The following is a 13159-nucleotide window of genomic DNA, read 5'->3' as shown; positions in this document are numbered from 1 at the left end:
GTCAGGTTGCGGCGAGTTTCTCTAAGATGTCGGTCGTTCGATCGACTGTATCCGTCCATGAGTGTTCGCGCACGATGCGCTCTCGCCCACGATTGGGGAACGATCCATCAAGGCACGCAGCGATCCGCTCGGCAAATGCCGCATGATCGCCGACATCGACCGTATAGCCACCACTCGAAACCAGCTCTCGAATCTGGGGCAAGTTGCTACATACGACGGGGACTTCGGTCGCCATCGCTTCCATGACCGTCCGCGGGACGCCTTCGGCTCGACTTGGCAAAACGAACACGTCGGCTCCGCGGTACACACCAGGCATCGCATCGTACGACACCTGTCCAAGGAACGTAACGGCGCCAGCGATTCCCAATTCGGCTGCCAGTGACTCCAAATCCGGACGGAGAGGCCCTTGACCACACATGAAGAGGGCTGCACTAGGATGTGTCTCCCGAACCGCTGCAAGCGCACGAATGGCGTCAGTCGGGCGTTTTCCCTCCACTAGCCGACCAACGAACAAGATGACAGGACCATTGTGATCGATCATATCGCTCTGGGAACCTTGGGGGTGGAATCGCCCAGTATCAATGCCGTTAGAGACGATTTTGATCGGTGATGTGACGCCAAGCTCACGAACGCGATTGCGGTCGGTGTCGGTATAGCAGAACACAACATCAGCGCGGTTGAACGTCCACCGTCCGAGCGTCCGTAGATACGCGTCGAATACCCACTCGGGCGCGTTCTGAGAGTAGAGACCGTGGTTCGTGATCGCGAGTGGGAGGTCGCCGAGTCGGCCTTTCAGGGCCGCGAGGTTCGTCGAGAAGTAGAGGTGGGAGTGGGCGTGGCACACGTCGTACGCCGAATCGTCGACGGTGGCGAGGTGCCGGGCGAGCCCGGCTGAGATGTCGTTGCCGATGAGTGAAAGCGTCGACGGATACCGGACGACCGTGTAGCCGTCGCGTTCCTCGACGTGAGGAAGTTCGGGGTCGGTCGCGACGGTCAGTACGGTCACATCGTGACCCATGGCGGCCTGGTCGCGACTCATCGCGTGGACGTGGTAGGTCCCGCCGCCTGGAACCTCAGGGTAGAGTTTCTGTGCGACGCGGAGGATACGCATCGGAGAGACAATTAATACGACGTGTCAAGAAATCAGCGATCAGCTGATAGGACACATTTGGGACCGAATCGTAAACGAACGTCTCAGTCAGGTGGAATTTCGGCGGTCGGAGCGATTGTCCGTCACGCAGGCGAGGTGGGACCAGCTTCGAGCGCCAAGGTTGCCACGTACTCCGGAACGTGGGCGACCTCGTCGTCGAGAGACTGTTCCTCCTGTGCCTGTACATCGAACGACGACGCCGAGAGATTTCTCATGCGAAGGTCCGTCGTGTTCCCCCCAAAGAAGGACTGCATCCGAGGCACCGTCACGGGCGCGGCGGAGTAGCTCTCCTGAAATGGGTTCGTAGTCCACGCGTCCGTCGGAATCGAGGAGGCAATGCTCTCGCCGGCGCCAGCGTTGTCGATCCGAGACTGGGGTTGCGTCGCGATGAAGCCGACCGTCTCGTCGGCGTGATCGTTGGTCCAGGACGACCCCGATTCGTTGGTCTCCTCCTCGTGACAGCTGACATCGAACGTCTCGGCACCGGCCCGCGTAATCCGCGTTGAGACCGGCGTCGAATCATTGTTCGACATGACCTGTGTGTAGACGTGCGACTGCGGGTTCCAGCTCGACGTGAAGGTGACCGTGGTCCAGCCGCCGCCGTTGGCCGTCGTCTTGCCGGCCACGAGAGGGACGCCTGCCTCGGTATCGTGTTCACCCGCCTCCACCACGATATACTGAACCGACTCCGCACTATGCGCCCCATCCTGATATTCCCACTCCTCCAACCGCACTTCGAAACTCCCGCTCCCGGCGTTCCGAACCCGCGCGTGAACCGGATCGGGGTCGTTGAACGTCCCCACGGACGTAACCACCACGGGGTCGGTGTACGACCCTTCGAGCGTAACTGTCGTCCAATTCTCGTCGACCGAAATCGTGCCGGCTTCGCCAATCATGTTTTGAAGATCTCCCGCAGCCCCGTTCGCGTCTAGCAATCCGTTCCCACCGTCCGAACTCGACAGCCCGATGTCCTCCGCACTCCCTTGCAACGCCGACCGCGCCTCACTGCCCGTATAGCCGTTCGCCATCAACAGTCCACCCACGCCACTCACGTGGGGACAGGCCATCGACGTGCCGGAGAAATACGCCTCCCCACCGGGAACGGTCGAGAGGATCGAGGACCCGGGCGCCGCGATGTCGATCTCCGGCCCGGTCGACGAAAACGACGCCAGATCGTCGGCACTCGTCGTCGCACTCACCGCAACCACGGAGTCGTAGGTCGCCGGATACGACACACAGTCCGAACACGGCCCGTCGTTGCCCGCGGCCGCGACGAGCAACACGCCCTGATCGACCGCGTACTGACACGCGTCCCGGAGCGTCGAGTACGACGAGGACGACCCGAGACTCATGCTCGCCACGTCCCAGCCCTGATTCGCCGTATACTCGACGCCCGCGGCGATGTCGGAGAGATACCCCGTGCCGCTACAGGCGAGCACCTTGACGGCGTGCAGCGTCGCGCCGGGCGCGACGCCGACGACGCCCTCGCCGTTGTCGACGCCGGCCGCGATGCCGGCACAGTGGGTGCCGTGGTCGTTGTCGTCGTCCCAGGGCTCGTAGTAGGTGTTGCCGTTGCCGCTACAGCTACTCCCGTCGTAGTCGGTGCCGGCCTCGACGTACGCCGTGCCCGAACCGAGGTTGTCGACGAGATCGGGGTGGTCGCTGTCGATCCCGGTGTCGATGATCGCGATGTCGGCTCCCGAACCGGTCGTGCCGTCGCCGTGGACGGTGTCGGCGTCGACGCGGTCGACGCCCCACGGCGTCGACTGCGCCACGGCCTCGAACGTCGCGTCCGGTTCAACGTAGCGCACGTCCGGCCGGTTGGCGAGGCCTTTCCGCGCCGGTTCGGGGAAGCGGCCCGCGACGGCCTTGCCGTGGTCGCCGAAGTCGAGTTTGTGACGCACCTCGCGGGCCTGCCGGGCCGCCTCGTCGGCGGCGGCCTGTGTCGTCGTCCCGACGATCACCTGATCCGGTGGCCCGCGCCCCGGCGTGTCGTCGTTGCCCGCGGGTGCCCGGCCGTTGTTGCCGCGCCCGGTGCCGGCGTCGTTGCCGGCGTGCGCCGGCGGCCCGCGCGCGGCCGCCGCGGCGCCCAGTCCGATGCCGGCGCCCGTCGTCAGTCCGACGAGGACGCCACGTCGCGTCGTCGACCCGATGCCCGTCGAATCGCCGGTCGAATCGTCTCCCGAATCGCTACCCTGTCCCTCGGGTGCCTCTGAACCCATACGCCCTCGCCGCGAGCCTAGAGTTTATTCGTTCTGGCTCGGAACTCACCGGTGATAATCGGATGCAGGGACGGCTGAAACCCGGCTATATGGGGCGTTTAGGCGCTCTTCCTAATCCTTATCGACGATTATTTGAGATACAGCACACCCGTCTCGTACGGCGATCCTGAAGCGATGCGACGGCTCGTAGGCCGAGCCTGGCCGCGGCGGACCGAAGCGATGGCCGGGCCATCCAAGCCGAGGTGGGGCCGGTCGGTTCGTCGAGGGGGTCGCCCCCGCTTTGACATCCTCCCCGCCCTGAAGGGCGAGGATTCCCCGAAGGGGAGTTCAAGGTTGCACGTTTCCTCGGTGGCGAAGTACGCTTTCGCGTCCCACGTCGGGGGTCGCCGCCCAGTTATTACCAAGGGCGTGCTTTGCAGTGCGTTTAGCCGTGTCAAAGCGGCCTTCCCACCCGGACGTGCCGGACGCTTCGACGGGGCGAATACCGTTCGCCCCTCCACGGTCGGGTATTCAGCCGACTGGGTACCACGGTTCGCGTCACCTGAGGTGTTACGCCGTGGACTGGTGTCGGATTTGTTACCCCGTAGGACGTGAACGCAAAGCGTCTGTACCGGCGAAGCCGGTGTGTCCCGACGAGGGAACTCCAGTAGGCCATTGTACGAGAGCGAGCGATATGAGCGTGTCGGATTCATCCCCGCCCTGAAGGGGGGCTTTCTCCTCGCACTCACGTAAATAGTGGCCCGTAGGCGAGGTCGCCATCTCGGATCCCGTCCATGACGGCGTTCGCGGCGGCGTAATGATCGTCATCCGCATCGAAAAGCGCGACGAACGCGTTCGTATCGACGAAGAGTGGCCGCGGCTGTGTCACGGGTCCGCCCCGTAGAGGAGTTCATCGACCTGTTCCGACAGGTTGTCCGCACCTGACGAGAACGAGGGACGATCTGTGAAGATCGGGTCGTCGGGGTCCACCGGGGTAGGGTCCGCTGTGTCGAGCCGCCAGTAGATGACTCGACCGGCTGTCTTTCGCCGACCGACACGGTCTCGCTGGTGCAACTGCTCGAGTTTTCGCCGGGCAGAATCGTCCGAACACCCAGTTACTGACGCGACATCGCCCGAGGTGATCACCGGCCCCTCGACAGCCTCGAACACACCGAGTACATCGGCGAGGGTCACCTGCTCGGTGAATTGGCCGTGTTCGTCTCGATTTTGACTCATAGCAGACGGTAGCGAACCCGGAGACAAAAATCCTTGCGCTGTTCCCCTCAGGGGAAGACCATACGGAAAATTCGAGGCGAAAGCCTCGCGCTGCAGCGCGGGGCGGATGTCAAGGCCGTGTGGTTCACAATGTGTAGACGAGGACTCAACTACCGCCGGAAGTGATCGGGAGCTCGGTACCGATTCGACGGGCCGGCGGCCGAACCTGTCCGCGCCAACTCGGCGCGATGGCCGGGCCATCTCGGCGCGCGTACGATTGGTCGGGTCGTCGAAGCGTCCCGGAGCCCGTCCACGGAGCGGCACACGCTGTAACAGTTAATCTGACGCCCCACACAGACAGACTTAGATGCCAGAGGGACTCGACTCGCTCGCCGCGTTCATCGAACGCGGCCCCGTCCGTGATCTCTCTATCGCCGTCGTCAACCGGACGCGACCGCAGCCGATCCAGGAGATGGTCGAAGAGACGTTCGGGGGGGCAATCGATCGGCGTGGACGAACTGGACATCCCCGACGCCGAGGCGGACCAGGTGGTGTTGCTCGACGGCGACGACGTCGTCGCCACCTCGCCGCTGGCGGTCCTCGAAGACGAAATCCTACTGGTCAACTCCGATCTCTACATGACGGGCGCGAAGGGGCTCGGCGACGTGACGCTGCCCGACGTGTTCGCGAGCCTCGACGAGACGCCGTTCAGAGTCCGGGGCTACCCCGCCTCGGGGTCGGAGAAGCTGCCCCTCATCATGATTTCCAGATACATCGAGCAACTCGCCTGGGAACACGGCTCGGGGCGCCTGCGCTCCTCGTTCCAGCGCCCCTCCCGACTCGACGACGAACGCGGCACCCGGACCGTCTACGAGACGGTAGGTCACACCGACGTCGACGTCTACGGCGTCCCGGACTGGCTGCCGCCGGCGTCGTTCCCCGGCGTCGTCCACGCGGGCTACGAGGGCGAGTTCCGCACCTCGTGGTTCGTCGTCGTTCACACCGCGGACCCGACCGCCGAGACGGCCGCGCTGGTCGCCGAACACGTCGGCGACAACGAGTGGGACGCCCTGTGGACGTTCGACGACGACCGGATTCGGGCCATCAACCGCTACATCGAGCGGACCCTGTAGCGCGTGATCCGGAAGCGACTTTGTGAGAGTAGCGTGAGCACGGTTGCATTCTCGGCGAAATCCTCGCATTCGTCGAAGAGCATGTGCCACGTGACGCTGAACGCGCTCTCGTACGTGAAAGATGCCATCGAGGGCACCATCGACGCCGTCGTCCCGTATCCAGCACTCTTCGGTTCTCACATGGTTCTGACGAACTCCTACGCGTTTTCGAACGCTGACGCCTCTCGTCTGATGGAGAATTTCGCGGATGCGAGTCGAGTTCACTGGTACGACGAGATGACAGAGTCGACAGTCAGGGCTGCGTTCGATCCGGCGGCCGATCACAACATCGACGGCTGGGACGGGTATTACAGTTGTTCGAGGCGAAAGCCCACGGCTTTAGCCGTGGGATGAAGCCGACACAGTGGGAGACAGACCACCGTTCGGTGGCCGGACGGGAGTTGTGTCCCGAATCGTTAACTCCGCCCCTCCTGTACTGTGATGTAACGGCGTTCCCCGGTTGTGGCACGGGGTCTTCGACCCCTACGGACGCTTCGCGTCCACAGCCTGCCGGGTAACAAAGCCGGAGAACCAATCCACCACGTCCCGGCCTACGGGCCGGACGCGAATGGTGGTACCCAGTCGGCTGAATACCCGACCGTGGAGGGAAGCGGTATTCCCGTCGAAGCACCCGGCGCGTCCGGGTGGGAAGGCCCGTTTGACCGGGCTGTACGCGCTGGAAAGCACGTCCGGGGTCGTAACCGGACGGCAACCGTCGAACGCCCCTCCCGAAAGGGAACTTGAGGGCCGAGGAAACGCGCAAACTTAAAATCCCCTTCGGGGAATCCCACGGCTTCAGCCGTGGGAGGAGGTTAACGCGGAGGTCGTCCTCTCTCCAGCGGAGTTTGCTACGCTGAACGAGTCTATCGACGACTGATACTGCTGTTTGTCCACCAGAACCGCGGGACAGTCCATTTGCCCCGTCACCGGCGAGCGAAGCGGACGATGAGTGCAGTCAGTTAGTCGTCACAACAGACCGGGCCGAGTAGTTGCGAGACGCGTGCCTATCCACTGTTCTCAGCGAGTCGATGACCACCGTCCTCGGTTGTTCCTGATTCTACCTGTGGGAGCCAAACCTGATGGTAGTGTGCGTTACATCTATTGCGTATCGTAACGATGAAGACGGTCACCACGCGCATCCCGGAAGACGACGAGGAGGCACTCGCCGAACTCGAGGAGGAGATGAGTGCCGACCGGTCGGAAGTGCTTCGGCGTCTCATCCGGCAGGGTCTCAACGACTGGCGCACAGAGCGGGCGCTCGACCAGCTCCGCGACCACAGCATCACGCTGCGAAAGGCAGCGGAACTCGCGGATGTCTCCTACGTTGAGATGCTGACGCTCGCCGCCGAGGAGGGCATCGACGTCGGGTACACGACTGACGATCTTGAGCGCGACCTCGAACGCATCTGATGGTCGTCGTCGACTCCTCCGCGCTGATTCCGCTCGCGTGGGTCGGCCGACTTGACCTCGTCTCGACGGTCTTTGACGAAATTCGAACAACTGGGGAAGTACGAAAGGAAATCCTCACAGAAGGAAAGCGTGGGACTGCGGCGCTTGACGAGTTTCTGGCGGACGTGCCCGTTCACGACACGCCAGCCCGAGCCGAAGAGATTGCGTCGATGGAGGGAATTGCGGTGGCCGATGCGTCCGTCAGTTACCCACGACTGAAGTCGTGGGCTTGTCAGTGGACTCCCCTTCTGCCGTCGTGTTGACGGAGGCGGTGTAATCGCCATTCAGGTTCAGCGTCCCTGACGCTAGCGCACACTGACAGGGTGCGCCTCCACACGAAGACGTCTGCCCCGAGTGGAGTTTCTTGAGAAGTTTGCGAGCGATGTTCTTGCTCGCGTTGTAATCCGCGTTCAGTTCGTACTCACACTTCTGACACACGAACTGGTGTTTCGACCGCCGATTGTCTCTGTGCGTAAATCCACACGACGAACACCGTTGAGACGTGTACGCCGGACTCACTTGCTCAACCTCGATGCCGTACATCTCGGCTTTGTACTTGACGTACTGGAACAAGCGTCTGAACGCCCACGCGTGGAACCGCTTTGCACCAGCCATCCGCTTCCGAATGTCGGTCAGGTTCTCGAACGTGATATGCGTACACCCGTGGTCGCGGGCTTCTTCGAGGATTTGGTTTGAGGCACGGTGGAGTTCGTCTTGCATCCAGCGGTGTTCGCGGTCGTTCATCGACTGAATCGACAGGTGCGCCGACCGTGTTCCTACTTGTTGCATCGACCCGCGAGTCTTCTCGAACTCTCGGCGTCGATGATTCATTTCATCAGCATTCCCGATGAACGCACCTGTCGAAGTCACGGCGAGCGAGCCATCCACGTTCAGGTCAACACCAAGGACTGTTCTGTGCGTGGCGTCGGACGAAGAAGTCGTGGATTGCTCTTGTTCATCCGTGGTTCGGCGCATCCGAGCGTGGAGGTAGAACGACTCTGTTTGGCGGTCGTACTGTAACGTGGACATTCTGAACTCGTAGTCCTCGCTCAGCAGGTACTCACCAATCGGTGTCCTCTCTGCGTCGTCGGGAAGCACATAGTCGCACTCAACCCGACCGTTCACTGTGGAAAGGGACACGTGGTCGCGGTGGAACGTCGCACTCCGTTTGTCGTAGACGACGCTCCACGCATCGAAGTGCGGTTGACTGGTGTTGTCTCCTTTCTTGAGTCGGGCGACACCGCTTTTCGTGGCCTCGATAGCGCGTCGAATCCCTTTCTGGACGAGGTTTGCAGTCAACTCCGTCTCGTTGCGAAGGCTATCGTAGAGGGCTTGTTCGGCTTTTTGTTTCGAGGTTACACAGTAGTCGTTCGGGTGTCTCCACGCCCACGCTGCGGTGGTGTTCGCACAGTGGAGGAACTGTTGTTTCGTCTGATGGAGGTCGTCGCACCGCTCTTCGGGTACGTCAAGTTTGACTTTGACGGTGCGAATCACGTCCTCCATCCGTATTTCACATATTGGATTGACTCTTTATATAATCTACGACTGGGGTAGGGGAGTCGGGTTACTATCGCTCGTGGTTGTTTCGAGCCTTGTCGGATTCCTCCCACGGCTGAAGCCGTGGGCTTCCTCCTTAAACATATTTGACATTCTCCTCCGCCTGAAGGCGGAGGAATCCCGAGGTTAGGATATTACGGTTTAGAGTCCACCACCTCGGCCTGCGGTTGGAATTCGTAGGAGAGGTCATACAGGTAGACCCTCGTGCCCACTCGATTGCCTCACAGACGTACAATCCGCGTTCGACGCGCTGACTGTCCGTCCAGCGGAGAATTCATCCCACAGCTAACACCGTGGGTGCCTGCTTGTATCTCCGTGAAACGAACTCGGCCACGAAAGATGATCAAGTATCATACAGTATTTAAGACCGGCAAGACATGAGATACAGTTGTGGGGACGGCCGGTGTCGGCAGGGACGAGAGGCTGAGTGACGCCAGTCATGCGACATGCCCCCCGATCAGAAATGTCGTCCCTGCCCACGAAAGCGTCGTCGCCGTCCCCGGTTTGTCCACGCTCACGCTTACCGCTCAGACCGTGCCGTCGCAACTAGGTTTTCAGCCTCTGCGAGGAGTCGTTCAACGTCATCGTCGGTTCGGGCCTCTGCAGTCAGCCGTACGAGCGGTTGAGTCCCGCTCGCCCGAATGAGCATCCACCCCGTCTTGGTCTCGATTCGGACCCCGTCCAACGTGGTGATCGAACTTGCATCGTAGCGCTCGGTGACAAGCGATACGACCCTGTCCATGAGAGCCGCTTTCTCGGGGGCAGCCACCTCAATATTCTGTCATCGGATTGGATAGGTCGGAATCTCAGCGACGAGGTCAGCAAGCGAGCCGTTGGTCGCCACGAGTTCGGCGAATTTGCCGGCTGCTAGTGAGCCGTCCGGACGCAGTGTCTCTGCAGGCCAAATCCACGCGCCACTCGGGTCGCCACCAAACACAACGTCGTCAGCCGCTGCTTGTTCGGCGACGTAGACATCGCAGACTCTCGTTCGTGTAAGAGTTAAGTTTGTTGGGATTCTATCCCAACATAGGAGAACGATGCCTGCGACGGTCGTGTACCGAGAAGAAGACGAGAAACCGGACGGGAGTCGGTACGAGATGGTCGCATGGCAGGTCCCGATGAGCGAGGACTTCCCGCAGGGGCTGAAGTACAGCTTCCAGTATATGAACGCTGATGGCGATACACTCCTGCGGTACGACAACGCGCCCTACCACCTGGATGTCGGACGGCATCATCGACACCCACCTGAGGGCGACATCACGCAGCTGGAGTTCACAGGTCTCTCCGACCTGATCGAGGACTTCCAGAACGAGGTGACCGAAATCTATGAGCAACGAACCGACTGACACCGAACCCACGCACGACGAATTCACGCCAGACCCGGACGAGGCCGAGTATCCTTCGACCCTCCGCATCACGTCGCTCCCCGCGAAGCAGGCGCAGGCGGCAGCCATCGAGCGCGCCGAACAATGGGAGGACGGCGAGGAGGTTCCGCACGTCGTCAACTTCGAAGACCGTTCGCGGCTCCGCCAGCTGCTGACCGACCGGCGGATGGAGCTGCTCGAAGCGGTGATGGAGGACCCGCCCGAGAGTATCCGCGCACTGACCAACCGCCTCGACCGTGACGTGCACGACGTCCACGACGATCTGCACCTGCTGGCCGAGTACGGCATCATCCACTTCCAAGAGGACGGCCGTGCGAAGAAGCCGTACGTCCCCTACGATACGGTCCGAATCGAGGTTGAGTTCGGCCTCCCCCGCGGTGAAGAGTCAGAATCGGCCGCATCGGCCTGACCCCGCATCAAGATACAAGCGGGAAACCCCGCCGTTCCCGGCGGGGAAGGTGACACCTCCAGACTGACCGATCGGGCGTGGCGCCTCGTCCAGGCCCTTGACGCCCGCTTGGTCACCTTGGAGGATCTCGACGGTGACGAACTTCCACCGTTGACTCGCAAGCGGCCACCCAAGGCGGCTGATATCCACCGGGACTCGATCTGTCCGGAATCGCTCCGGGCAGTACCACCGATCCAGCTCCTTCGGGTACAGAACGACTCACTGGACGAAACGTAGCGAGTGGAAGCCCACCCGTTCACGGGTGGGTCTGAGCGACAGCACGGTGAGCCAACCACACGTTTCGACTCGTCTGGATATTCCACCGGTTCCAGTCTCGCTTCGATAATCTCTCGATAGGCTTCTTTGGAATCCGAGTCTTGCGCTTCGGTATTGCTAGCCAAAACGCGTCCAATTCAATATATTGAATCAAGATTCAAAACACTAAGGATGATAGAGATCCGAGTACGTGTATGAGCGACTCGGGAACCACAGATCACACGACAAAGGTCGCCCGGATTCGAGAGGTTGCGATGACAGTTCGCGAACCAAAAAACGCGGGAGAAATAGCTGAGACAGCTGGTGTTGCCCGGAACACGGCTGAAAAATATCTCACACAATTGGTCGAAGCGGATAAACTCACGACGATCATGCGGGGCCGTGAGACCTGCTACTATCCAGATCCAGTCACCCAGTATTTCGACCAGATCCGTGACCTCGTCAACGACCATGAAAAAGACGAGCTCACAGCCGAATTAGATACAATCCGAGATGATATCGACGAGTGGAAAGAGGAGTACGATGTGGCGTCTGCGGATGAACTTCGGGCAACGGTCGGGGATGATATTCCGGCATCCGAACGCCGACAGCGGCGACACGACGCAGAGGATTGGGACTACTATGAGCACCAAGCGATGCTCATCAAGCAGGCAATTCAGCTCTATGATACGATCGAGGCGACTCGCGAGCGTCGTATCGCATCCTCCAACTGACCCGGTGACAGCAAATGGGAACTCCACCGATTTCTGGGAACACGCATCTCCACCGATACGAGGTTCACAAACGAGCCGCAACTCGACTTCGACGAGAAGTTGGTGTGACAATGGTAGACGCCAAACCAAGTCCGATGCGTCCAGTCCGTCTCGTAGCGACCCTCAATCGCGCGGTCTTTTTTGATCAGAACGTGGATGTTGGCAACGCGACGCTCGAATTCGAGTGGCGTCCACATTCCGAATGGGATGAGTTCCGCATCCAGTACAATGAACCGGGGACGCCATGGTCATGTGGCTGGCATCAGGACGACACCCACGAGACGCTAGGGCCGAGTCACTTCCAAGTTGACCACGAAACGTGGCCAGCACCGCACCGTGAATCTGCATCGTTTATAGATCCGAACCCGATGGCAATCCTCGAAACCTGTCTCACTGAGCTTTGTGATCGTGTCCCGAGTCTACCTGAAAGCGTTCGTCCGAGTCCGTAGAGATCGGCGGTGACCGATCGTCGCATCGAACTCCTCCGGGCGCTACTGCACATCGACGACACTATCGAGAGTATGTCTGCACTGGCCGAGGATCCCGACGGTGGCGCACTCCCACCGCTGACTCGTAAGCAGCCACCCAAAGCGGCCGATATCTACCGGGACTCGATCAGCCCGGAGACCCTTCGGCACACGCCACCACTCACACTGTGTCGACCCCCACATGACTGGCCGGATGCCGATATCGAAGCGGCGGTTCTTCCCCCCCCCTCCGTCAAGAGCGCGCCGTGTTACTTCACGATGCGGAAGCGCGTTCAAAACGCGGGGAAGGACAGCATTCACGACACGTTGGAAGAACGTGAGGAACGGTTTGTCCGCGACCGACTCCACAAGGTATCTCGGCACATCGTGGAGTGGAGCCGTCAGTTCGAGAAGCCGTGTATCGTCTTTGAAGACCTCAAAGAGATGCGCGACAGTATCGACTACGGCACGCGGGTGAACCGACGCTCGCACCACCTCCCGTTCCGCGCCCTTCAGTTCTATACGTCGTACAAGGCGTCGTTCGAGGAGATTCCGACTGCGCGGATTAACCCCGAATACACGAGCCAGCGGTGTCCGATGTGCGGGCATACGGAGCGTGCGAATCGGAACAAGAAGCGGTTCAAGTGTCGGTCGTGTTCTCATCAAGACCACAGCGACCGTGGTGCAAGCGTCAACATCGCCGTGAAAGGCATCAGGAAACTCGATTGGAATGTGCCTGCTCTCAAGAGCCTTCCCGTTGTTCGGAAGGTGCGACGGCAGGCATCGGGGGCCGTGGACGCCCCGACCGTGACCCACCCGACCGCCCGAGGCTATCAGGCGGATGGTCGGATGGGAGTGTCCGACTAACCCACGGGAAGCCTCGGGGTCGTTCGAAACGGCTACGCCGTTTCGTGATGACGAGAGACCTACGGTCTCTCGAACCACTTGACCCCGAGGCAGTTCACACCGTCTTGGAAGCGGAGGGCGAAGTTCGTGTGCTCGAAATCGTGCCCATCGACGAAGCGCACAAGCGCGACGGGTTTTGAGACGGCCCGAACGAGACGCATCCGCAGCGACCGGAGATCAA

At 60.9% G+C, this 13159-nt stretch carries 14 protein-coding genes and 1 pseudogene; 8 read left to right on the top strand and 7 right to left on the bottom strand.

Translation table 11 applies throughout. The features are described from left to right. Position 1: 1 nt before the first annotated feature. From HALNA_RS06410 to HALNA_RS06400, 4 genes are all read right to left on the bottom strand, one after another. Positions 2-1111 (bottom strand): glycosyltransferase family 4 protein, encoded by a 1110-nt coding sequence (locus tag HALNA_RS06410; RefSeq protein ID WP_049935573.1) that lies wholly within the window; start codon positions 1109-1111, stop codon positions 2-4. Positions 1112-1233: 122 nt separating this feature from the next. Then, the gene (locus HALNA_RS19280) at positions 1234-3372 is read right to left on the bottom strand and encodes a S8 family peptidase (RefSeq protein ID WP_157573467.1); all 2139 of its coding nucleotides are present in this window, start codon (positions 3370-3372) and stop codon (positions 1234-1236) included. A gap of 724 nt (positions 3373-4096) precedes the next feature. Continuing rightward, complete coding sequence (locus HALNA_RS19850; protein WP_157573466.1) at positions 4097-4240, bottom strand: hypothetical protein; 144 nt, start codon at positions 4238-4240, stop codon at positions 4097-4099. Further along, a complete protein-coding gene (locus HALNA_RS06400; RefSeq protein WP_049935572.1) occupies positions 4237-4587 on the bottom strand; it encodes a hypothetical protein in 351 nt (116 codons plus the stop codon). The genes HALNA_RS19850 and HALNA_RS06400 overlap by 4 nt, the downstream gene beginning before the upstream one ends. A 488-nt stretch (positions 4588-5075) precedes the next feature. On the opposite strand from HALNA_RS06400, the gene HALNA_RS06395 reads away from it, so the two are divergent. From HALNA_RS06395 to HALNA_RS06385, 3 genes are all read left to right on the top strand, one after another. After that, positions 5076-5699 (top strand): histidine kinase, encoded by a 624-nt coding sequence (locus HALNA_RS06395; protein ID WP_245576008.1) that lies wholly within the window; start codon positions 5076-5078, stop codon positions 5697-5699. A 33-nt stretch (positions 5700-5732) separates the two neighbouring features. Continuing rightward, entirely contained in the window at positions 5733-6092 is a 360-nt protein-coding gene (locus HALNA_RS06390; RefSeq protein WP_157573465.1) for a hypothetical protein, read from the top strand. A 762-nt stretch (positions 6093-6854) separates the two neighbouring features. Continuing rightward, the gene (locus HALNA_RS06385; protein WP_049935569.1) at positions 6855-7148 is read left to right on the top strand and encodes a UPF0175 family protein; all 294 of its coding nucleotides are present in this window, start codon (positions 6855-6857) and stop codon (positions 7146-7148) included. A 240-nt stretch (positions 7149-7388) separates the two neighbouring features. Here HALNA_RS06385 and HALNA_RS06380 read toward each other — a convergent pair whose 3' ends face one another. The 3 genes from HALNA_RS06380 to HALNA_RS21085 form a co-directional block, all read right to left on the bottom strand. Next, a complete protein-coding gene (locus tag HALNA_RS06380; RefSeq protein WP_049935568.1) occupies positions 7389-8690 on the bottom strand; it encodes an RNA-guided endonuclease InsQ/TnpB family protein in 1302 nt (433 codons plus the stop codon). A gap of 574 nt (positions 8691-9264) precedes the next feature. Next, complete coding sequence (locus HALNA_RS21090; RefSeq protein ID WP_245576007.1) at positions 9265-9513, bottom strand: hypothetical protein; 249 nt, start codon at positions 9511-9513, stop codon at positions 9265-9267. Positions 9514-9525: 12 nt separating this feature from the next. Continuing rightward, positions 9526-9759, bottom strand: a complete 234-nt coding sequence (locus HALNA_RS21085; protein WP_245576052.1) for a hypothetical protein — start codon at positions 9757-9759, stop codon at positions 9526-9528. Positions 9760-9781: 22 nt separating this feature from the next. Between HALNA_RS21085 and HALNA_RS06370 the strand changes: the two genes are divergently transcribed. The 5 genes and pseudogenes from HALNA_RS06370 to HALNA_RS21335 all read left to right on the top strand — a co-directional run bounded on the left by HALNA_RS06370 (position 9782) and on the right by HALNA_RS21335 (position 13118). Then, the gene (locus HALNA_RS06370; RefSeq protein ID WP_049935566.1) at positions 9782-10090 is read left to right on the top strand and encodes a toxin-antitoxin system TumE family protein; all 309 of its coding nucleotides are present in this window, start codon (positions 9782-9784) and stop codon (positions 10088-10090) included. Next, a complete protein-coding gene (locus HALNA_RS06365) occupies positions 10071-10538 on the top strand; it encodes an HVO_A0114 family putative DNA-binding protein (RefSeq protein ID WP_049935565.1) in 468 nt (155 codons plus the stop codon). The genes HALNA_RS06370 and HALNA_RS06365 overlap by 20 nt, the downstream gene beginning before the upstream one ends. Positions 10539-11047: 509 nt before the next feature. Then, on the top strand, positions 11048-11566 hold the full coding sequence (locus HALNA_RS06360) for an ArsR/SmtB family transcription factor (protein WP_049935564.1): 519 nt from the start codon (positions 11048-11050) through the stop codon (positions 11564-11566). A gap of 776 nt (positions 11567-12342) precedes the next feature. Continuing rightward, positions 12343-12939, top strand: a pseudogene (locus tag HALNA_RS06355) (RNA-guided endonuclease TnpB family protein); the annotation flags it as partial. Positions 12940-12986: 47 nt separating this feature from the next. Next, complete coding sequence (locus HALNA_RS21335) at positions 12987-13118, top strand: hypothetical protein (RefSeq protein ID WP_281172102.1); 132 nt, start codon at positions 12987-12989, stop codon at positions 13116-13118. Positions 13119-13159 lie beyond the last annotated feature (41 nt).

It is taken from the genome of Haloplanus natans DSM 17983 (genome assembly GCF_000427685.1).
In the GTDB taxonomy this organism is placed as follows: Archaea; Halobacteriota; Halobacteria; order Halobacteriales; family Haloferacaceae; genus Haloplanus; species Haloplanus natans.
The sequence above is the reverse complement of the archived record's forward strand: the minus strand, read 5'-3'. Positions and strand labels throughout refer to the sequence as shown.